Origin of the sequence: Rhodopseudomonas palustris, from assembly GCF_034479375.1 — a bacterium.
Lineage (GTDB): Bacteria > Pseudomonadota > Alphaproteobacteria > Rhizobiales > Xanthobacteraceae > Rhodopseudomonas > Rhodopseudomonas palustris_M.
Genome location: NZ_CP140155.1, coordinates 2,915,926 through 2,935,843, shown reverse-complemented (window position 1 = coordinate 2,935,843; position 19,918 = coordinate 2,915,926). Strand labels below are relative to the sequence as shown.

Below are 19,918 nucleotides of genomic sequence, written 5' to 3'. Positions count from 1 at the left end.
TCAGTCGGGCTTACTTGAGCGTCGCAAGATATGCGGCGACATCCTTGCGCTGTTGCTCATTGGCCAGCTTGAAGGTCATCTTGGTCGAACCGGTGGCCTTGTCGGCCTGGCCCTTGTCGGTGAGGAACTTCTTCAAGAAGGCATTCGGATCCGGCAGATAGGCGATGATGTTCTCCTGGGTCCAGACCAAGCCGGCTTCACCCGAATTGTGGTTCAGCGGCGAATAGGTGAATCCCGGAGCTGTGCCTGCCTTACGACCGACGGCGCCGCCGAGGGCAGGTCCGACCATGTTCTTGTCGGCACGATGGCAGGTCATGCACTGCTTGAACACCGCTTCGCCCTTGGCGGCGTCCTGCGCGGAGGCAATACCTGTCGACAGAGATCCTGCGGCAGCGGTGATGGTGACAATTGCGAGAAATTTTCGGACCACGTCTCTCTCCATAGATCTCGTCGTTACGCCCAACGGAATCAGACCCTCTGGGGGGGCCGGGCATCAACCCTATCCAAACCCGTTCTAAAGTGGCCTGTAAAGCAATTCTGACAATGGGTGTGCCTCTCCGTACGAAGTATTCGCCGGTTATCGCCTTGAATTCGCGTAATTTTATTGCGGAATAGGCAATTCGGCGGATTTCTTGACGGCCGAGTGCCGCTTTCACTTGTCATTGGCACGCTGTCTGCATAATTGCTGCGGCGTGACCGTCCGATTGCGTCTCGGTGACGCCGGACCGTCGCTTGCGAGTGGATCGATGTCTGCAAAGCCCGTCCAACCCGACATTACCCTCCTGCTCGATATGGATGGCGTGATACGCGACGCTTCCCTTTCACCGGCTCTCGCCGGGGAGAGTGTTCAGGCCTGGCTCGGCCAAGCCTGGACCGATATTGCCGGCGATGATGGGGGCGACAAGGTCCGACGGATGGTCGAGGACGCCCGGACCAGCGGCATTTCTGCATTCCGGCAGGTCAATCAGCGATTTCCCTCCGGAGCCGAACTCCCGATCGAGTTCACCACCATGCTGCTCGGCGATCGCACCGGGCTGCTCGCGGTGGGCAAAAACCTTCAGGCGGTCACCGAATTGCACGCGCGGCTGATTGCGGCGCAGCAAACGATCGAACGCGACTACTGGCGGCTTCGCGAAATGGAGACGCGTTACCGGCTGGTGTTCGATGCGGCGACCGAGGCGGTGATCATCGTCGCGGCGAACGATCTGCGCATCATCGAGGCCAACCGGGCTGCGGTGCAGGCCCTGAGCGGGCCCGACCGGGACAACGAAGACGTCACCGGCCGTGAGATTCTGAACGAAATCCTGCAGATCGATCGCGATGCCGTGCGCGAAATGCTCGCGCGGGTCCGCGATCGCGGCAAGGCGCTGAGCATCCTCGTGCATGTCGGCCGCGATGCGCGGCCGTGGATGTTGCGCGGGTCGCTGGTGTCGTCGCAGCAGGGCCACGTGTTCCTGCTGCAATTCTCCCCCGCTGCCACGACGCTGCGGGACGACGATCGCACCGAACCGACGGTGCTCAAGACGCTGATCGACCGCGTGCCGGACGGCTTCGTTGCGCTCGACGCCGGAGGCGTGATCCGCCACGCCAATCAGGCCTTTCTGGATATCGTGCAGATCGGCTCCAAGGGATCTGCGATCGGCGAATCGCTCGGGCGCTGGCTCAATCAGCCCGGCGCCGATCTCGCCGCGCTGATGTCGCATCTGCAGCGCTACAAGACCGTGCGGCTGTTCCAGACCACCATTCGCGGCGAACTCGGCAGCGAGACGGAGGTCGAGATCTCGGCGGTCGACGGCGACGACCACAACTACCTCGGCGTTCTGATCCGGAATGTCTCGCGCCGTCTCGGCGGCGGCGATAGCGATGCGCTGCGCTCCGCGCTCGGCCCGATCAGCAAGCAGCTCGGCCGTTCGTCGCTACGAAAGCTGGTCAAGAATACGGTCGGTATCGTTGAACGTCACTACGTCAAGGAAGCACTGGAACTAACCAAGGGCAATCGCACGGCGACCGCCGAATTGCTGGGGTTGAGCCGACAGAGTCTGTATGCCAAGCTCGCGCGCTATGGGCTGGACGACAAAGGTGCCGGCTCCCAGGACGCTGAGGGCTGAGTGACGGCTGAAGCCACAATCTCCCCCGCATTCGGAACCGCCGATCTTTCGAATTGCGAGCAGGAGCAGATTCATCTTGCGGGGTCGATCCAGCCCCATGGCGCTCTGCTGGTGATCAGCGAGCCGGATCACCGCATCATTCAAGCCAGCGCCAACGCCACCGAATTCCTCAACGTCAAGCAGGTGCTCGGCCTGCCGCTCGCCGAACTCGAAGGCGATCTGCTGATGCGCATCCTGCCGCATCTCGATCCGACCTCCGAAGGAACGCCGATCGCCGTGCGCTGCCGGATCGGCAATCCGGGTGCGGATTTCGACGGCCTGATCCATCGGCCGGTGGAGGGAGGGCTGATCGTCGAGCTGGAACGCGCCGGTCCGCCGGTCGATCTGCCGCTGATGGTCGGGCGCGCGCTGGACAAGATCCGAACCGCGAGTTCGGTCCGTGCGCTGTGCGAGGAAGCTGCGCTGCTGTTTCAGAATCGCACCGGCTACGACCGGGTGATGGTGTATCGCTTCGACGAAGAAGGCCATGGCGAGGTGTTCTCCGAACGCCACGTCCCTGGCCTCGAATCCTATCTCAACAACCGCTACCCGTCCTCGGACATTCCGCAGATGGCGCGACGCTTGTACGAGCGAATTCGCGTGCGCGTGCTGGTCGACGTCGGCTACGAGCCGGTGCCTTTGCAGCCGCGGCTGTCGCCGCTCACCGGGCGCGACCTCGACATGTCGAGCTGTTTCCTCCGCTCGATGTCGCCGATCCATCTGCAGTATCTGAAGAACATGGGCGTCCGCGCCACGCTGGTGATATCGCTGGTGGTCGGCGGCAAACTGTGGGGCCTGGTCGCCTGCCACCACTACCAGCCGCGCTTCATCCATTTCGAGCTGCGCGCCGTCTGCGAGTTGCTCGCCGAGGCTGTCGCTACGCGTATCACCGCGCTGGAGAGCTTCGCGCAGAGCCAGTCCGAATTGTTCGTGCAGCGGCTCGAGCAGCGCATGATCGAGGCGATCTCGCGCGAGGGCGATTGGCGTGCGGCGATCTTCGACACCACGCAGTCGATCCTGCCCCCGGTGGGCGCAGCCGGTGGCGCGCTGGTGTATGAAGGGCAGGTGACCACGATCGGTGAGGTGCCGGGAACCCAGGACATCCGGGAAGTCGCCGCCTGGCTCAGCCGCCAGCCGCGCGCGTCGGTGATTTCGACGTCGTCGCTCGGCCTCGATGCGCCGGAATTCGCGCCGCTGACGCGCGTGGCGAGCGGCGTCGTCGCCGCGCCGGTCTCCAACCATCCGGGTGAATTCCTGATCTGGTTCCGGCCGGAGCGCGTGCGAACGGTCACCTGGGGCGGCGATCCGAAGAAGCCTTTCGTGATCGGGGAGACGCCGGCCGATCTCTCGCCGCGGCGCTCGTTCGCCAAATGGAATCAGGTGGTCGAGGGGACCTCCGATCCGTGGACGCCCGCCGACCTGGCAGCAGTGCGGACGATCGGCCAGTCGGTCGCCGACATCGTCCTGCAGTTTCGCGCCGTGCGAACGCTGATCGCGCAGGAGCAACTCGACCAGTTCTCGCGACAGGTGCTGACCTCCGATCATCCGGTCGTGATTGCGGACATCGACGGCAAGATCCTTCTGATGAACGATGCTTTCACATCGATGCTGCCGCAGGCGCATCCGCCGGTCCACCGTCTCGACGATCTGGCGGCAGCGTTCGTCGAACCCTACGATTTCATCCGCAATGTCGGCGAACTGATCAGTCGCCGGCGCGGCTGGCGGGGCGAATTGCTGCTGCGCGGTCCCGCAAACGAATCGCGACCGCTGTTGGTGCGGGCGGATCCGGTGATTCCGTCGCGCGATCGCGCGCTCGGCTTCGTGCTGATCTTCACCGACAACACCGATCGGCGCGCCGCGGAGGCGGCACGCAGCCGTTTCCAGGAAGGCATCATCAAGAGCAGTCGGGTCGGCAGTGTGCGGTTGGATTCCAGATCCGACCTCGTCTATCAGAATCTGTTGTCGTCGCTGGTCGAGAACGCCCAACTCGCGGCGCTGGAAATCACCTACGGCGTCGAGACCGGGCGTATCGCCGAAATGCTCGAAGGGGTGCGGGATTCGACGTTGCGTACCGCGGAAGTCCTCGAATATCTGATGCTGCATGCGTCCCGCACCGGCGGAGACGACGGCACGACCAGGAATCACGACAGGAAGAAGTAGGAGCCGGAGTCATTCGTCTCCGGTCGAATCAAGCGTGGCCCTCGGAGCTCCTGCCGGGACCCATTTCTTCCAACGGAGGACGTCGGAGCACGGAGGTGTTCGGATCGCTCGAAGGCGCTATCGCGATTGCGCCGGGCTCGCGGCGAGATGCCGCTGGACTGCGACAGACAGTGCGATGTTGCATTCGAAGGCGACCGCACCTTCCGTGACGATGGCGTCGGAGTCGGGGGCCGCCGCACCGGCCCGTTCCAGCGCCAGGCGATAGTCCGACTTCAGGGCTGCCGGCTCCGCAATTGCCGAGAAATCGTAGTGGGTGAGTTCGGGAGCGCCGAGCCCCAGCGATTTTTCAAGAAGACGGCGCACGATCAGGCCGCCATTGAGGTCTCCGAGATAGCGCGTATAGGCGTGCGCGATCAGCCGGCTGCCGTCGCCCTCGGCCGCAAGCGCGACCGTGCGGGCATAGGCTTCGCCCTCCGGCAGCAGCGGCCATTGCTCCGCCCAGTCCGGGCCGGCCAGCGCCGCGAGGTCGGCTGCAATTGCGGCTGTCCGCGCCAGACGCCACCGCCCCAGCGGAGCGAGGACCGGGCTGTTGCGATGGCGTTCGAGCCCGTCCTCGATTTCCCGATAGGCCGGATGCAGATTGCGCATCAGCAGTACGTAGGCGTCGCGGCTCGCGGCTCCGCGCAGGATCTCGGCCACGACGCCGGTTCGCTCAGCCTCGAGGTGGAGGGCTTTGGTGCGAAGATAAAGGGCGGTGACGACGCTCGGCGCGGCGCTGTCCGCGGTGACTGTGACCATCTTGGCTCCCCGGATTGACCGCCGCCTTATAGCAGAGCGGAAGCGGGTCGCGAATGTCGGGCAGAATCAGGCGCCGTTCAGGAGGATCACCAATTCGCGGGCGAGCTGCGGCGCGCTCGCGCCGTCGATCGCCATGCTGTCGGCCCCCAGCGATCCCACCAGCTCCGGCCGACTCACCAGCATCGGCCCGCCGACGATGACGCCGATCCGGCGGTTGCGGGAATCGCGTCGAATGTCGGTGATATTGCGCTTCAGCTCGTCCAGCCGACGATCGCTCGTCACCGAGAAGCCGATCACGTCGAACCAGCGTTCCGCGACCAGCGCCGACATCTCACGATGCGTGGCGAACGGACCCGTGCTGATGTCCCAGCCGTCGTTCCGGAAAAACTCCGCGACCATTGCGAGCCCGAAGCTGTGTTGTTCGCCCGGGATGGTGGTCAGCAACACAGCGCCACTGCGCAGAGCGCCCTCGGATGGGGCTTGGTTTTCGCCGATCTGGCGCAGAATGCGATGCAGGCGACTGACGCCGAGCGTGACGTTGGCGAAATCGGTCGTGTCGTCCTCCCACATCTCACCCAACCGTCGCGCCGCGGGCGCCAGCAGGTTGAGGAAGATCAAATCAGTGGAGGCCCCTCGCGCGATAAGACATTCGACATAGGCGAGGGCGGCGCTCTCGTCGAAGCCGAGCACCAGAAGCGTGAACTGTTGCACTTCGAACGGTGCGGCTGGATCGGCCTGAACGGGAATACTCGGGAAGGACATGGAGCGTAGGGCGAAGCCGACCTGGGGAAGTATCTGGTTATGGAGCGATCGAACGAGACCTTTACCGGCGATCGGCGACCGATATCGCCAGATCGGTTCAGGAGGCAAAAGAACCAGCGACCTTGAGGGTAACTGGGTCCGGTCGGCGTCGGTGGCATGCGGAAGCGAAAGCTCGTTCCGGTCGGTCATTGGATACTCCCTCCTCACCAGCTAACCCGACCGGCCTTCCGACCGTCAAGTTTAATTTACGTATGGTTTGGTTGACAGTCCTGTCATCCGAGACTAGCCTTCGTCGATCAGCCGCACTTAGGGAGTGGCGCGGTGCACCGCAGAACAGCATCAGATCAAGAAAATGACGGTGTTGGTGCCGCGGTGCCTGCCTCCCTGCCGCGGCCGTCGGTATCGCATCACCGCGACGCCGAGGTGTCAAATGTTCTTTACATAGAGACCGTCAAAACATCTTCCGCAGTGCGGCATGGCGATGCTGGTGAAGGCGCGCCGGTAGGACAGCCATTGCAAAGACTTAAGACGCTTTACACGCCCGAGGAACGGGTTCGCCGCGACGCAACAAAGTGGACGCTCGTGCAGGGCATCCTGGCGCCGGTGCAGTTTCTCGTCTTTCTGATCAGCCTCGGGCTGGTGCTCCGATATCTCTCGACCGGCGACGGCTACACCGCAGCGACCGCTTCGATCGTGATCAAAACGCTGGTGCTCTACACCATCATGATCACCGGTGCGATCTGGGAGCGCGAAGTGTTCGGCTGCTACCTGTTTGCGCCGGCGTTCTTCTGGGAAGACGTGTTCAGCTTCCTCGTTCTGGCGCTCCACACCGCCTATCTGGTGATGCTGTTCGCCGGGATCGGCGATCCGCGTCAGCAGATGCTGGTCGCGCTCGCGGCCTACGCAACCTACGTCGTCAACGCCGCGCAATTCCTGCTCAAGCTCCGCGCCGCGCGCCGTGACGAGCGGATCGCCGCGATGAGCGCTCCGGGCACTTCCGGGAGTCGCGCATGACCGTTCACGTCCAACCCCGCGCTGCGCCAGTGGAAGATCCGGTTTCGCGGGAGGTTCGCACCGAGAGCGGCCAGCGTGAAGTATTCTGCGGGCTGACCGGCATCGTCTGGCTGCACCGCAAGATTCAGGATGCGTTCTTCCTCGTGGTCGGCTCCCGCACCTGCGCGCATTTGATCCAGTCGGCCGCGGGCGTGATGATCTTCGCCGAACCGCGGTTCGGCACGGCGATCATGGAAGAGAAGGATCTCGCCGGTCTCACCGACGCCAATGACGAACTGGACCGCATCGTCACGCAATTGCTGACGCGGCGGCCCGACATCAAGCTGTTGTTTCTGGTCGGGTCGTGCCCGTCGGAAGTGATCAAGCTCGATCTGTCGCGCGCAGCCCTGCGGCTGTCGCAGCGGTTCTCGCCCGGCGTGCGGATCCTCAACTATTCGGGCAGCGGCATCGAAACGACCTTCACCCAGGGTGAGGATGCCTGTCTCGCGTCGCTGGCACCGGAACTGCCCGCCGCGCAGGACGAGACCTCGTCGCTGCTGGTGGTCGGCTCGCTCGCCGATGTGGTCGAAGACCAGTTCATGCGGATGTTCGATGCGCTCGGCATCGGCCCGGTGCAGTTCTTTCCGCCGCGCAGATCCACCGCGCTGCCCAGCGTCGGGCCGAACACCAAAATCCTGATGGCGCAGCCGTTCCTGCCCGACACCGTGCGCGCGCTGCAGGAGCGCGGCGCCAAGCGACTCGCCGCGCCGTTCCCGCTCGGTGTCGAAGGCACCACCGGCTGGCTGCGCGCCGCCGCCGATGCGTTCGGGATCGACGCCGCACAATTCGACAAGGTGACCGAGCCGAACCGCGCCCGCGCCGAACGCGCGCTGTCGGTCTACAAGACCCAGCTTGCGGATCGTCGCATTTTCTTCTTCCCCGACTCCCAGCTTGAGATTCCGCTGGCGCGCTTTCTGGCGCGCGAGCTGTCGATGAAGCTGGTCGAAGTCGGCACGCCCTATCTGCATCGCGAGCATCTCGCGGAAGAGCTGAAGCTGCTGCCCGCTGGCGTCGCGCTGACTGAAGGCCAGGACGTCGACCTGCAGCTCGACCGCTGCCGCCTCGCTCGCCCCGATATCGCCGTCTGCGGCCTCGGCCTCGCCAATCCGCTCGAGGCCGAAGGCATCACCACGAAATGGTCGATCGAACTCGTGTTCACCCCGATCCAGGGTTACGAGCAGGCGGCCGACCTCGCTGAATTGTTCGCGCGCCCGCTCGTGCGCCGCGCCAAGCTGGTGGCCTGATCATGCAGCTCACCGTCTGGACCTATGAAGGACCTCCCCATGTCGGCGCGATGCGCGTCGCCACCGGCATGGAAGGGCTGCACTACGTCCTGCACGCACCGCAGGGCGACACCTACGCCGATCTGCTCTTCACCATGATCGAGCGCCGCAACAAGCGGCCGCCGGTGACCTACACGACCTTCGCCGCGCGCGATCTCGGCCGCGACACCGCAGAACTGTTCATGACGGCCGCGCGTGACGCCTATGCTCGGTTCCAGCCGCAGGCGATGATCGTCGGCGCGTCCTGCACCGGCTCGCTTATCCAGGACGATCCGGGCGGGCTGGCGAAATCGCTCGGCTTCCCGATCCCGGTGATCGCGATCGATCTGCCGGCCTATCAGCGCAAGGAAAACTGGGGCGCCGCCGAGACTTTCTACCAGCTCGTCCGCGCGCTCGCCGGTCCCAACGCGCCGCCGCCCGGCACCAAGCGCCCGGAGCGGGCCGCGGGCGTTCGCCCGAGCTGCAATCTGCTCGGGCCGACGGCGCTCGGCTTCCGCCATCGCGACGACATCACCGAAATCACCGGACTGCTCGGCAAGCTCGGCATCGACGTCAATGTCGTCGCCCCGATGGGGTCGACGCCGGCGGATATCGCGCGGCTCGGCGACGCCGATTTCAACGTCGTGATGTATCCGGAGATCGCCGGGCAGGCGGCGTCCTGGCTGCATCGCATCTTCCATCAACCGTTCACCAAGACGGTGCCGATCGGCGTTTCCGCGACCCGCGATTTCATCAGGGAAGTGGCTGAACTCGCCGGTGTCGATCCCGCGGCCGTGCTGCAGGATGCTTCGAGCCGGCTGCCGTGGTACTCGCATTCAGTCGACAGTACCTACCTCACCAACAAGCGCGTGTTCATCTTCGGCGACGCCACCCACGCGATCGCCGCGGCGCGGATCGCGTCGGAAGAGCTCGGCTTCAAGGTGGTCGGACTCGGCAGCTACAGCCGCGAATTCGGCCGCGAACTGCGCGAGGCCGCCAAACGCTACGATGTCGAGCCGCTGATCACCGACGATTACCTCGAGGTCGAGGCCAAGGTCGCCGAGCTGCATCCCGAGCTGGTGCTCGGCACCCAGATGGAGCGTCACATCGCAAAGCGCCTCGGTGTTCCCTGCGCCGTGATCTCGGCACCGGTGCACGTTCAGGACTTCCCGGCGCGCTACGCGCCGCAGATGGGCTTCGAAGGCGCCAATGTGATCTTCGACACCTGGGTCCACCCGCTGATGATGGGCCTGGAAGAGCATCTGCTGACGATGTTCAAGGACGATTTCGAGTTCAAGGACGGCGCGATGCCGTCGCATCTCGGCACCGGCCACGCCGCGCCCGTCGCGGAAGCTGTCGCCGAGCCGGCGGCCTCTGTGGCTACTCCTGCTGCGCCCGACGTCGCGTCAGCAACCGGTGCGGCCGCAGCCGCAGCAGCCGCTGCCGTGTGGGCGCCCGAAGCCGAGAAGGAACTGCAGAAGATACCGTTCTTCGTTCGCGGGAAAGCCCGCCGGAATACCGAGCGATTCGCCAACGAGAATGGCGTCGCAACCATCACTGTCGAGACCTTGTACGATGCAAAAGCGCACTTCGCACGCTGACAAGACGCCAGTTCGTGTCGTCATCGTTACTATGGACAGCCACCTGTCCGGCGCCGCCGCGCGCGCGCGGGATCTGCTGCGTCGCGACTATCCCGGGCTCGAGTTGATCGTCCACTCCGCCGACGAGTGGGGCACCGACGACACCGCGCTGTCGCGTTGCGTCGCCGATATCGGCACCGGCGACATCGTCATCGCCACCATGCTGTTCCTCGACGACCACGTCCGCGCCGTGATGCCGGCGCTGCAGGCGCGCCGCAATGATTGCGATGCGCTGGTGTGCTGCATGTCGGCGGGCGAAGTGGTGAAGCTGACCCGCGTCGGCAAGTTCGACATGAGCGCCGAAGCGCTCGGCATGATCAACTGGCTGAAGAAGCTGCGCGGCAAGAAGACCGAAGGCGGCGCTGGCAAGGGCGAGATGAAGATGCTGCGGCAGCTGCCGAAGCTGCTGCGCTTCATCCCCGGCACGGCGCAGGACATGCGCGCCTATTTCCTGACGCTGCAATACTGGCTGGCCGGCTCCGAGGCGAACATCGCCAACATGGTCCGCCTGCTGATCGATCGCTATGCCAGCGGTCCGCGGAAGGCGCTACGCGGCGTCGCCAAGGTCGAGCCGCCGGTCGAATACGCCGACATCGGCGTGTATCATCCGAAGATGAAGGGGCGGATCTCGGAGTCGGTCGAGAAGCTCCCGGCCGGCCCTGCCGACGCCAAGGGTTCGGTCGGCGTTCTGCTGCTGCGCTCCTATCTGCTTGCCGGCAATTCCGGTCACTATGATGGCATGCTGGAAGCGTTCGAGGCCCAGGGCCTTCGTGTCATTCCCGCGTTCGCCTCGGGTCTCGACCAGCGCCCCGCGATCGAGCGCTTCTTCATGAAGAATGGCCGTTCGACGGTCGACGCGGTGGTCTCGCTCACCGGCTTCTCTCTCGTCGGCGGTCCTGCCTACAACGACTCGAAGGCGGCGGAGCACATCCTCGCCGAGCTTGACGTGCCGTATCTGTCGGCGCATCCGGTCGAATTCCAGACGCTCGAGCAGTGGGCCGCGTCCGATCGCGGGCTGATGCCGGTGGAAAGCACCATCATGGTGGCGATCCCGGAGCTCGACGGTTCGTCGGGCCCGATGGTCTATGGCGGTCGCTCCGACGGCGGCGACGTCGCCTGTCCGGGCTGCGACAAGTTCTGCAAGTTCGACCGCAACGAGACCGGCGGCGACATGAACATCTGCATCGAGCGGGCGCAGATGCTGGCGTCGCGCACCGCGCGGCTGGTTGCGCTACGCCGCAGCGAGCGCAAGGACCGCAAGGTCGCGGCCGTGCTGTTCAACTTCCCGCCGAACGCCGGCAACACCGGCACCGCGGCCTTCCTCGGCGTGTTCGAGTCGCTCTACAACACGCTGAAGGCGATGAAGGCGGAAGGTTACACCGTCGACCTGCCGGAATCCGTCGACGCGCTGCGCGAAGCCATCATCAACGGCAATGCGTCGCGCTTCGGCGCCACCGCCAACGTCCACGCCCGCGTGATGGCCGGAGATCACGTCAAGAACGAGCGCTGGCTGCGCGAGATCGAAGGCCAATGGGGTCCGGCGCCCGGCAAACAACAGAGCGACGGCAGCTCGATCTTCGTGCTCGGCGAGCGCTTCGGCAACGTCTTCGTCGGCGTGCAGCCGGCGTTCGGCTACGAAGGCGACCCGATGCGTCTGCTGTTCGAGAAGGGGTTTGCGCCGACCCACGCCTTCTCGGCGTTCTATCGCTGGATCAAGCAGGATTTCGGCGCCCATGCCGTGCTGCATTTCGGCACCCATGGCGCGCTGGAATTCATGCCGGGCAAGCAGACCGGTCTGTCCGGCACCTGCTGGCCGGATCGCATGATCGGCGATCTGCCGAACATGTATCTCTATGCCTCCAACAATCCGTCAGAAGGCGCGATCGCCAAGCGACGCTCGGCGGCGACGCTGGTCAGCTATCTGACTCCGCCGGTCGCCCATGCCGGCTTGTATCGCGGGCTGATCGAGCTGAAATCCTCGATCGAACGCTGGCGCGGTTTGACGCCGGAGGAAGAGACGGAACGCACCAACCTTGCGGTGCTGGTGCAGGCGCAGGCCTCCGCCCTCGATCTCGCCCCGGCCGAACCGGCCTGGACCGAGCAAGAAGCCGGCGAGACCATCGCCAAGCTTGCCGACGCAGTGCTCGAGATGGAGTACGCGTTGATCCCGCATGGTCTGCACGTGGTCGGCAACGTGCCGTCCGAAGAGGAGCGCGTCGAAACGCTGGAGGCTGTCGCCGATGCGATGCACGGCAAGCGCCCGGACAAGACGCTGATCGAAGCGTTGGTGCGCGGCGGTCATCCCGAGCATCTGTCCGGCAATGGCCCGGAGGCGGAAGCCAATCTCGCGATGCTTCACGAACTCGCAGGCATCGATCGTATCCTCGCCGAGGACCACGAAATCCCGAGCATCCTGCGGGCGCTCGACGCCAAGTTCATCCGGCCGGCGCCGGGCGGCGATCTGCTGCGCACGCCGGCGGTGCTGCCGACCGGCCGCAACCTGCACGGCTTCGATCCGTTCCGCATTCCCAGCGCCTTCGCATTGCAGGACGGCGCCAAGCAGGCGCAGCGGCTGATCGACAAGCACGTCTCCGAGGGCAATCCGCTGCCGGAGACGGTCGCGATCGTGCTGTGGGGCACCGACAACCTCAAGAACGAGGGCGCGCCGATCGGCCAGGCGCTGGCGCTGATGGGCGCGCGTCCGCGATTCGACAGTTACGGCCGTCTCGCCGGCGCCGACCTGATCCCGCTCGAAGAGCTGGGCCGGCCGCGGATCGACGTGATCATCACCATGTCGGGCATCTTCCGCGACCTGCTGCCGCTGCAGATCAAGCTGCTCGCGGAAGCCGCCTTCATGGCGGCGAGCACCGAGGAGCCGGCCGATCAGAACTTCGTCCGCAAGCATTCACTGGCCTATCAGGCCGAGCACAAATGCGACATGGAGACCGCGTCGCTGCGGGTGTTCGGCAATGCCGACGGCGCGTACGGCTCCAACGTCAACCATCTGGTCGAGAACAGCCGCTGGGAAGACGAGGACGAGCTCGCCGAGACCTATACGCGGCGCAAGAGCTTCGCCTACGGGCTGAAGGGCCAGCCGGTGCAGCGCGCCGATCTGTTGAAGAGCGCGCTCGCCGACGTCGATCTCGCTTACCAGAACCTCGACTCGGTCGAACTCGGCGTCACCACGGTCGATCACTACTTCGACACGCTGGGCGGCATCAGCCGCGCGGTGCGGCGCGCGAAGGGGGGGCAGGCGGCCCCGGTCTATATCGGCGATCAGACTCGCGGCGCCGGCACGGTGCGGACGCTGTCGGAGCAGGTCGCGCTCGAGACCCGGACCCGGATGCTCAATCCGAAATGGTACGAGGGCATGCTCAAGCACGGCTACGAAGGCGTGCGGCAGATCGAAGAGCACGTCACCAACACCATGGGCTGGTCTGCCACCACCGGCGAAGTCGCACCGTGGGTGTATCGCCAACTCACCGAAACCTTCGTGCTCGATCCCGAAATGCGGGAACGCCTCGCCGCGCTCAATCCGGTGGCGTCAGCGAAGGTCGCCAACCGCCTGATCGAAGCGCACGAACGCAACTACTGGTCTCCGGACCCTGAAATGCTCGAGGTCCTGCGCAAGGCAGGCGAAGAGCTCGAGGATCGCCTGGAAGGCGTGGGAGTGGCCGCATGAATATTCTGACTGATCCCCTCAAGTTGAAGACAACAGGCTGCGCCGACTCCAACGCCTCGAAATGCGCCGAAGGCGATGGCGAGGGCAGCGTCCAGGTGCAGCTCGACCCGACCGTCAAGATCGGCAGCGCCAAGGTGTTCTCGATCTACGGCAAGGGCGGCATCGGCAAGAGCACGACGTCGTCGAACCTGTCGGTCGCGTTCTCCAAACTCGGCAAGCGGGTGCTGCAGATCGGCTGCGATCCGAAGCACGACTCGACCTTCACCCTGACCAAGCGCCTGATCCCGACCGTGATCGACGTGCTGGAAGAGGTGAACTTCCACTCCGAGGAACTGCGTCCCGAGGACTTCGTGTTCGAGGGCTACAACGGCGTGATGTGCCTCGAGGCCGGCGGTCCGCCGGCCGGCACCGGCTGCGGCGGCTACGTCGTCGGGCAGACCGTGAAGCTCCTGAAGGAGCATCATCTGCTCGAAGATACCGACGTGGTGATCTTCGACGTGCTGGGCGACGTGGTGTGCGGTGGCTTCGCCGCCCCGCTGCAGCATTCCGAGCGCGCGATGATCGTCGCGGCCAATGATTTCGACTCGATCTTCGCCGCCAACCGAATCGCCGCGGCGATCCAGGCGAAGTCGAAGAATTACGGTGTGCGGCTGGCGGGAATCATTGCCAATCGCAGTCGGGAGACCGACCAGATCGACAAGTTCGGCGCGGCCACCGGTATCCAGCGCGTTGCGCATCTGCCGGACCTCGATGTCATCCGGAAGAGCCGTCTGAAAAAGATGACACTTTTTGAGATGGATCACACCGACGAAATTCTGGCTGTGCAACAAGAGTATCTTCGGCTCGCGACCGAGATGTGGGAGGCGAAGACGCCCCCGGTCCAGGGCAAGCCGCTGAAGGATCGCGACATCTTTGATCTCTTGGGATTTGATTGATGGCGTTGGGCAGCTACATCGAGCGACGCGGAGAGCTTGAGACCTATTTCGACCGCACCGCGGCCGATACCTGGGCCAAGCTCACGTCGGACGCGCCCGTGAGCGGCATCCGCGCAACCGTGCGTGCCGGCCGCGACGAGATGCGCAACACGCTGTTGTCCTGGCTGCCTGCCGACATGACCGGCACGCGGCTGCTCGACGCCGGCTGTGGCACCGGTGCGTTGTCGATCGCGGCGGCGCGGCGCGGCGCGAAGGTGCTGGCGATCGATCTGTCGCCGACGCTGGTCGGCGTCGCGCGCGAACGCCTCCCGGAAGACATCGATCCGGCGGCGATCGATTTCCGTTCCGGCGACATGCTCGATCCCGAACTGGGCGAGTTCGATTTCGTCGTCGCGATGGATTCGCTGATCCACTATCTGCCGCACGACATCTGCCGGATCCTTGCGACGCTGGCATCGCGCACCCGCCGGTCGATGGCGGTGACGTTCGCGCCGAAGACCCCGGCGCTGGCACTGATGCATTTCGTCGGCGGTTTCTTCCCGCGCGCCGATCGCGCTCCTGCGATCGAGCCCGTCAGCGAAAAGAAACTGCTGAAGCTGATCTCCGAAGATCCGTTGCTGACCCAGTGGCAGCCGGGCCGCACCCATCGGGTGTCGTCCGGCTTCTACACCTCACAGGCGTTGGAGATGGTTCGGCGATGAGCCAGATGGCGGCGACATTGGCGAAGGGCTGGATGCGTCTCGGGACGCGTTTCCTGCCGTTCGCCGACGCGGCGACGAAAGAGCTTCCGCTCGGCCGTCTGCTGCGCCTGTCGCTGTTCCAGGTCTCGGTCGGTGCATCGGTGGTGCTGCTCAACGGCACGCTGAACCGGGTGATGATCGTCGAGCTCGGCGTCTCCACGCTGCTGGTCTCGCTGATGGTGTCGCTGCCGCTGGTGTTCGCGCCATTCCGGGTGCTGATCGGTTTCAAGTCGGACAATCACCGCTCGGTGCTGGGCTGGCGCCGCGTGCCGTATATCTGGATGGGCACGCTGCTTCAGTTCGGCGGTTTCGCGATCATGCCGTTCGCTCTGCTGGTGCTGTCCGGAGGCGGCGAATATCCCGCGGTCTACGGTCAGATCGGCGCTGCCTTGGCGTTTCTGCTTGTCGGCGCCGGCTTGCACACGACCCAGACCGCCGGCCTCGCGCTCGCCACCGACCTCGCGCCGGAGCAGTCCCGCCCGCGCGTGGTCGCGTTCCTGTACGTCATGCTGCTGGTCGGGATGACCGGTAGCGCGCTGTTGTTCAGCGAACTGCTGCGCGACTTCAGCGAACTTCAACTGATCCAGGTGATCCAGGGAGTGGCGGTCGCGCAGTTGCTGCTCAACATCGTGGCGCTGTGGAAGCAGGAAGCCCGCAATCCCACGCTCACATCGGCGAAGCGCCCGCGGCCGCAGTTCAACCAGTCGTGGGCGCGTTTCCGCGCTGCCGGCGGCTCGAACCGGATGCTGATCGCGGTTGCGCTCGGTACCGCCGGTTTTTCCATGCAGGACATCCTGCTGGAGCCCTACGGAGCCGAAGTGCTCAGACTATCCGTGGGTCAGACGACGGCGCTGACCGCGTTCTTCGCGCTCGGCACGCTGACCGGGTTCGGTTTCGCGGCGCGCACGCTCGGCCGCGGTGGCGATCCGTATCGTGTGGCCGGCTTCGGCGCGGTGATCGGGATCTTCGCCTTTGCAGCGGTGGCGATGGCCGCGCCCGCACAATCGGTGCTGCTGTTCCGGATCGGTACCGCGCTGATCGGACTCGGCGGCGGCCTGTTTGCAGCCGGCACGCTGACCGCGGCGATGGCGATCGGCTCCGACAGCGAACCCGGGCTCGCGCTCGGCGCCTGGGGTGCGGTACAGGCGACCGCGGCGGGCGGCGGCATTCTGCTCGGCGGCGGCCTGCGCGATCTGTTCGCCTCGCTCGCAGACAGCGGCGCGCTCGGCACCGTGCTGTCGGGTCCGGCGATCGGTTACGGCTTCGTCTACAACATCGAGATCGCGTTGCTGTTCGCAACGTTGGTTGCGGTAGGTCCTCTCGTGCGCGTTGCACGGCCGAACTACGCGCAGCCTTCATCCAAGTTCGGCCTAGCCGAATTTCCAGGTTAACAAAGAGGAAGGGGTCGGTCCCATGCAACCCGGAGCGTATTTGGACTTTGCGCAGGTTACCCTGTACGTATTTTGGATCTTCTTCGCGGGTCTGGTTTTCTATCTCCGTCGTGAAGACAAGCGCGAAGGATATCCGCTGATTCCCGACACCGGCTCTGGCCGGCTGCGGAAGATCGGCATTCCGGCTCCGCCGGATCCGAAGACCTATCTGCTGCGCGGCGGTGCGACCAGCACCGTTCCGAGCACCAGCAACGATCGTCCCAACGTCGCGCTCGCTCCGGTCGCTCCGTGGCCGGGTGCCGCGTTCGCACCGACCGGCGACCCGTTCGCCGACGGCGTCGGCCCCGGCTCCTACGCCCAGCGTCAGGACGTTCCGGAGACCGGACTCGACAACCTGCCGATCATTGCGCCGCTGCGCGCGGCCAAGGGCATGTTCCTCGATCCGCGCGATCCCAATCCGGTCGGCATGCCGGTGGTCGGCTGTGACGGCCAGGTCGGCGGTACGGTGACCGAGGTCTGGGTCGACCGGGCCGAAGTCCTTGCCCGCTACCTTGAAGTCGAAGTCGCCAAGACCAAGAAGCGCGTGCTTCTTCCGGTTCCGTTCGCGCTCATCAACAGCCCGAGCGGCCGGGTGTCCGTCGACGCCATTCGTGGTGACCAGTTCGCTGGCGTTCCGACCACGGCGAAGTCGGATCAGGTGACCAAGCTCGAAGAAGACAAGATCTGCGCCTACTACGGCGCCGGCACGCTCTACGCCACGCCGATGCGTCAGGAGTCGATCGTATGACGGACGCCCCCAGCCAGTTTCGTGAACTTCCGTCGCCCTTGCCGGAGGGAGAGCGCGTTCTCTGGCAGGGGAAGCCGACCTACAAAGGTCTGGCCATCAGATCCTTCCACATGCGGGCCGTCGCGATCTATTTCGCGCTGCTCTTCGTGTGGAAGGTCTGGTCCAACGGGGCGAACGGCCAGTCGATCTGGGAAGCGTCGGCGTCCGCGTCGATCGTCCTTATCCCGGCGATCGGCGGTCTCGCCCTGCTGGCGTTCCTCGCTTATCTGTTCAGGCGTGCGAGCTGCTATACGATCACCAGCAAGCGTGTGCTGATCCAGACCGGCGTCGCGCTGCCGATCACCTTGAATATCCCGCTCGGCAAGATCGCCAATGCGGATCTGAACAATCATCGCGATGGCAGCGGCGACATTCCGCTGCGGATCATCGACACCAAACGCACCTCCTACGTCCTGCTATGGCCGCATATCCGGCCGTGGCGCCTGCGCGAGCCCGAGCCGATGATGCTGTCGGTCCCCGAAGCCGACAAGGTCGCCGCCACGCTCATCGAGGCGGTGAAGGCTCAGCTCGATTCCTCCGCAGTGTCTCTCGTTCAAACGGCTACCAGCGGACCCAAAGAAGGCCCGTTGTCGACGGCAACCGCAGTAGCCTGAACCGGAGATTGACATGAGCGAGGCCGCCCACAACCTCTCCGTTCCCAAGGGCGCATTGATCGGCGCCGCCGCGATCGTCTTGTTTGCGATCGGGGCGGGGGCGACAGTCCGCCTGACGGGAGTCGGACACTCCCACATGACGCCGCCGGCGACGGTGGAGAGCATCGCCCTCACTTTCGAAGACAGCCCCACCGGCCAGGTCAACATCTATCGCGCCAGCGATCATACCCTGGTTCGCACGATCAACCCGGGCGAGTCCGGCTTCATCCGCGTCGCGATGCGCGGGCTTGCGCGCGAGCGCCTGGTGGCGGGCATCGGATCCGCTCCGCCGTTCCACCTCGCGCGCCACGTCAACGGCCAGTACACGCTGACCGACACTGCGACCAAGAAGGTGCTCGACCTGAACGCATTCGGAGCCGACAATCTCCGCGCGTTCACCCAACTGATGCCCGGCGACAACGTCGCCGACAAACCAAACGAAAGCAAAACGGACGGCTCGAAATGAGCACGTTCCGGATCGGGAAACGCACAAGCTTCGACGTGCCCTGCACGGTCGAGATCGAGCAGACCTCCGAGACCCTTCATGCCCACGTGATTCTCGATGGCGACATCGAGATCGGACCCGGCGACGAAGTGATGGTTCACGACGCGCCGACCCATGTCGATTTCGGCGAGCGGCTGGTTGTTCGCCGCACCGCGACGGTGGTCCGGGCGGGTCTCCTCGACAAGATCCGCGCGCGGCTCGAAGGATATCGCGAACTGACCGAACTTTACGAAGTCAGCTTCTCAGATGGGAGGGTCTCATGATTCCAATGGAAGGTGGCGCCCAGGGCGCGCTGCGAAGCCGGCCGGAAATTAAGGGTAGCGTCGAAAGTCTGAACATCGCGAAGGAGGACACCATCCTCACGCCGCGATTTTACACCACCGACTATGCCGCGATGGACAAGCTCGACGTCAGCCTGGTTCGTTCCGAGTGGAACGTGATGATGAACGAGATGCGCGCCGACTACAACAAATCGCATTTCAAGAAGACCGACGAGTTCCTGGAGAACGATCTCGACAAGCTCCCGCCGGAGCTGCGCGCCGAATTCAAGGACTTCCTGGTCTCGTCGCTGACCGCGGAATTCTCCGGCTGCGTGCTCTACGCCGAGATCAAGAAGCGGATCAAGAATCCCGAAATCCGCGAATTGTTCGGTCTGCTCAGCCGCGACGAAGCTCGCCATGCGGGCTTCATCAACGAGATCCTCAAGGATCACGGGATCGGCGTCGACCTGTCGTTCCTGACCAAGGTCAAGAAGTACACTTACTTCCGGCCGAAATTCATCTTCTACGCGACCTATCTGTCGGAGAAGATCGGCTACGCTCGCTACATCACCATCTATCGACAGATGGAGCGCCACCCCGAGCGCCGGTTCCATCCGATCTTCAAATGGTTCGAGCGCTGGTGCAACGACGAGTTTCGCCACGGTGAGGCCTTCGCGCTGCTGATGCGCGCAGATCCGTCGCTGCTCACCGGCGTCAACAAGCTGTGGATCCGCTTCTTCCTGCTCGCCGTGTTCGCGACGATGTATGTCCGCGATCATATGCGACCGGCGTTCTACGAGGCGCTCGGCGTCGACGCCGCCGAATACGGAATGCAGGTGTTCCGCATCACCACCGAGATTTCCAAGCAGGTCTTCCCGGTGACGATCAATCTCGACGATCCGCGGTTCCTGGCGGGCCTCGAGCGCCTGCGCATCGCTTCTGAAAAGATCGCCGACAGCCGCAGCCAGGGTCTGGCCGGCAAGCTGAAGCGGCCGTTCTACGTGGCTTCGGCCGCATTGGCGTTCGGCCGGCTGTTCCTGTTGCCGGCGAAACGCAACGAACTGCCCCGCGTCATCGGCCTTCGTCCGGCGTGGTGAGGGGGGC

General features: G+C 64.7%; 17 protein-coding genes. 14 read left to right on the top strand and 3 right to left on the bottom strand.

Translation table 11 applies throughout. The features are described 5' to 3' along the window. Positions 1-10: 10 nt before the first annotated feature. The gene (locus SR870_RS13215; RefSeq protein WP_322514016.1) at positions 11-430 is read right to left on the bottom strand and encodes a c-type cytochrome; all 420 of its coding nucleotides are present in this window, start codon (positions 428-430) and stop codon (positions 11-13) included. 316 nt (positions 431-746) lie between these two features. Here SR870_RS13215 and ppsR point away from each other — a divergent pair, with 316 nt between their 5' ends. Continuing rightward, on the top strand, positions 747-2,108 hold the full coding sequence (gene ppsR / locus SR870_RS13210; RefSeq protein WP_322514015.1) for a transcriptional regulator PpsR: 1,362 nt from the start codon (positions 747-749) through the stop codon (positions 2,106-2,108). Next, the gene (locus tag SR870_RS13205; RefSeq protein WP_322514014.1) at positions 2,109-4,307 is read left to right on the top strand and encodes a GAF domain-containing protein; all 2,199 of its coding nucleotides are present in this window, start codon (positions 2,109-2,111) and stop codon (positions 4,305-4,307) included. 117 nt (positions 4,308-4,424) lie between these two features. Here SR870_RS13205 and SR870_RS13200 read toward each other — a convergent pair whose 3' ends face one another. After that, a complete protein-coding gene (locus SR870_RS13200; RefSeq protein WP_322514013.1) occupies positions 4,425-5,105 on the bottom strand; it encodes a biliverdin-producing heme oxygenase in 681 nt (226 codons plus the stop codon). Between the two features lie 66 nt (positions 5,106-5,171). Next, positions 5,172-6,056 carry a cobalamin B12-binding domain-containing protein gene (locus SR870_RS13195; protein WP_322514012.1) on the bottom strand — a complete coding sequence of 295 codons (885 nt, stop codon included), beginning with the start codon at positions 6,054-6,056 and terminating at the stop codon, positions 5,172-5,174. Between the two features lie 279 nt (positions 6,057-6,335). Here SR870_RS13195 and bchF point away from each other — a divergent pair, with 279 nt between their 5' ends. Genes bchF through acsF form a run of 12 tightly spaced genes read left to right on the top strand, consistent with a single transcriptional unit; the run spans position 6,336 to position 19,911 of the window. Beyond that, complete coding sequence (gene bchF, locus SR870_RS13190) at positions 6,336-6,881, top strand: 2-vinyl bacteriochlorophyllide hydratase (protein WP_416221166.1); 546 nt, start codon at positions 6,336-6,338, stop codon at positions 6,879-6,881. Then, complete coding sequence (locus SR870_RS13185) at positions 6,878-8,164, top strand: ferredoxin:protochlorophyllide reductase (ATP-dependent) subunit N (protein ID WP_322514011.1); 1,287 nt, start codon at positions 6,878-6,880, stop codon at positions 8,162-8,164. Before bchF ends, SR870_RS13185 begins: the two co-directional genes overlap by 4 nt. Positions 8,165-8,166: 2 nt before the next feature. Then, on the top strand, positions 8,167-9,783 hold the full coding sequence (gene bchB / locus SR870_RS13180) for a ferredoxin:protochlorophyllide reductase (ATP-dependent) subunit B (RefSeq protein WP_322514010.1): 1,617 nt from the start codon (positions 8,167-8,169) through the stop codon (positions 9,781-9,783). Further along, positions 9,758-13,504: a magnesium chelatase subunit H gene (locus SR870_RS13175; protein WP_322514009.1), complete on the top strand. Its 3,747-nt coding sequence runs from the start codon at positions 9,758-9,760 to the stop codon at positions 13,502-13,504. Before bchB ends, SR870_RS13175 begins: the two co-directional genes overlap by 26 nt. Further along, the gene (bchL, locus tag SR870_RS13170) at positions 13,501-14,439 is read left to right on the top strand and encodes a ferredoxin:protochlorophyllide reductase (ATP-dependent) iron-sulfur ATP-binding protein (protein ID WP_322514008.1); all 939 of its coding nucleotides are present in this window, start codon (positions 13,501-13,503) and stop codon (positions 14,437-14,439) included. The genes SR870_RS13175 and bchL overlap by 4 nt, the downstream gene beginning before the upstream one ends. Next, on the top strand, positions 14,439-15,140 hold the full coding sequence (bchM, locus tag SR870_RS13165) for a magnesium protoporphyrin IX methyltransferase (RefSeq protein WP_322514007.1): 702 nt from the start codon (positions 14,439-14,441) through the stop codon (positions 15,138-15,140). Before bchL ends, bchM begins: the two co-directional genes overlap by 1 nt. Next, the gene (locus tag SR870_RS13160; RefSeq protein ID WP_322514006.1) at positions 15,137-16,570 is read left to right on the top strand and encodes a BCD family MFS transporter; all 1,434 of its coding nucleotides are present in this window, start codon (positions 15,137-15,139) and stop codon (positions 16,568-16,570) included. Before bchM ends, SR870_RS13160 begins: the two co-directional genes overlap by 4 nt. A 22-nt stretch (positions 16,571-16,592) precedes the next feature. Further along, positions 16,593-17,357 (top strand): photosynthetic reaction center subunit H, encoded by a 765-nt coding sequence (puhA, locus tag SR870_RS13155; protein WP_322514005.1) that lies wholly within the window; start codon positions 16,593-16,595, stop codon positions 17,355-17,357. Continuing rightward, on the top strand, positions 17,354-18,010 hold the full coding sequence (gene puhB, locus SR870_RS13150; RefSeq protein ID WP_322514004.1) for a photosynthetic complex putative assembly protein PuhB: 657 nt from the start codon (positions 17,354-17,356) through the stop codon (positions 18,008-18,010). Before puhA ends, puhB begins: the two co-directional genes overlap by 4 nt. A 13-nt stretch (positions 18,011-18,023) precedes the next feature. Next, positions 18,024-18,515 (top strand): photosynthetic complex assembly protein PuhC, encoded by a 492-nt coding sequence (puhC, locus tag SR870_RS13145; protein WP_322514003.1) that lies wholly within the window; start codon positions 18,024-18,026, stop codon positions 18,513-18,515. Next, positions 18,512-18,817: a hypothetical protein gene (locus SR870_RS13140; RefSeq protein WP_011442849.1), complete on the top strand. Its 306-nt coding sequence runs from the start codon at positions 18,512-18,514 to the stop codon at positions 18,815-18,817. The genes puhC and SR870_RS13140 overlap by 4 nt, the downstream gene beginning before the upstream one ends. Beyond that, positions 18,814-19,911: a magnesium-protoporphyrin IX monomethyl ester (oxidative) cyclase gene (gene acsF, locus SR870_RS13135; protein WP_322514002.1), complete on the top strand. Its 1,098-nt coding sequence runs from the start codon at positions 18,814-18,816 to the stop codon at positions 19,909-19,911. The genes SR870_RS13140 and acsF overlap by 4 nt, the downstream gene beginning before the upstream one ends. Positions 19,912-19,918: the final 7 nt, after the last annotated feature.

What these genes read in the sequence shown, in the direction of transcription:
- ppsR (WP_322514015.1), top strand. Translation starts at nt 747, where the DNA reads ATGTCTGCAAAGCCCGTCCAACCCGACATTACCCTCCTGCTCGATATG.
- SR870_RS13200 (WP_322514013.1), bottom strand. Translation starts at nt 5,105, where the DNA reads ATGGTCACAGTCACCGCGGACAGCGCCGCGCCGAGCGTCGTCACCGCC.
- SR870_RS13195 (WP_322514012.1), bottom strand. Translation starts at nt 6,056, where the DNA reads ATGACCGACCGGAACGAGCTTTCGCTTCCGCATGCCACCGACGCCGAC.
- SR870_RS13185 (WP_322514011.1), top strand. Translation starts at nt 6,878, where the DNA reads ATGACCGTTCACGTCCAACCCCGCGCTGCGCCAGTGGAAGATCCGGTT.
- bchB (WP_322514010.1), top strand. Translation starts at nt 8,167, where the DNA reads ATGCAGCTCACCGTCTGGACCTATGAAGGACCTCCCCATGTCGGCGCG.
- SR870_RS13175 (WP_322514009.1), top strand. Translation starts at nt 9,758, where the DNA reads ATGCAAAAGCGCACTTCGCACGCTGACAAGACGCCAGTTCGTGTCGTC.
- bchL (WP_322514008.1), top strand. Translation starts at nt 13,501, where the DNA reads ATGAATATTCTGACTGATCCCCTCAAGTTGAAGACAACAGGCTGCGCC.
- bchM (WP_322514007.1), top strand. Translation starts at nt 14,439, where the DNA reads ATGGCGTTGGGCAGCTACATCGAGCGACGCGGAGAGCTTGAGACCTAT.
- SR870_RS13160 (WP_322514006.1), top strand. Translation starts at nt 15,137, where the DNA reads ATGAGCCAGATGGCGGCGACATTGGCGAAGGGCTGGATGCGTCTCGGG.
- puhA (WP_322514005.1), top strand. Translation starts at nt 16,593, where the DNA reads ATGCAACCCGGAGCGTATTTGGACTTTGCGCAGGTTACCCTGTACGTA.
- puhB (WP_322514004.1), top strand. Translation starts at nt 17,354, where the DNA reads ATGACGGACGCCCCCAGCCAGTTTCGTGAACTTCCGTCGCCCTTGCCG.
- puhC (WP_322514003.1), top strand. Translation starts at nt 18,024, where the DNA reads ATGAGCGAGGCCGCCCACAACCTCTCCGTTCCCAAGGGCGCATTGATC.
- SR870_RS13140 (WP_011442849.1), top strand. Translation starts at nt 18,512, where the DNA reads ATGAGCACGTTCCGGATCGGGAAACGCACAAGCTTCGACGTGCCCTGC.
- acsF (WP_322514002.1), top strand. Translation starts at nt 18,814, where the DNA reads ATGATTCCAATGGAAGGTGGCGCCCAGGGCGCGCTGCGAAGCCGGCCG.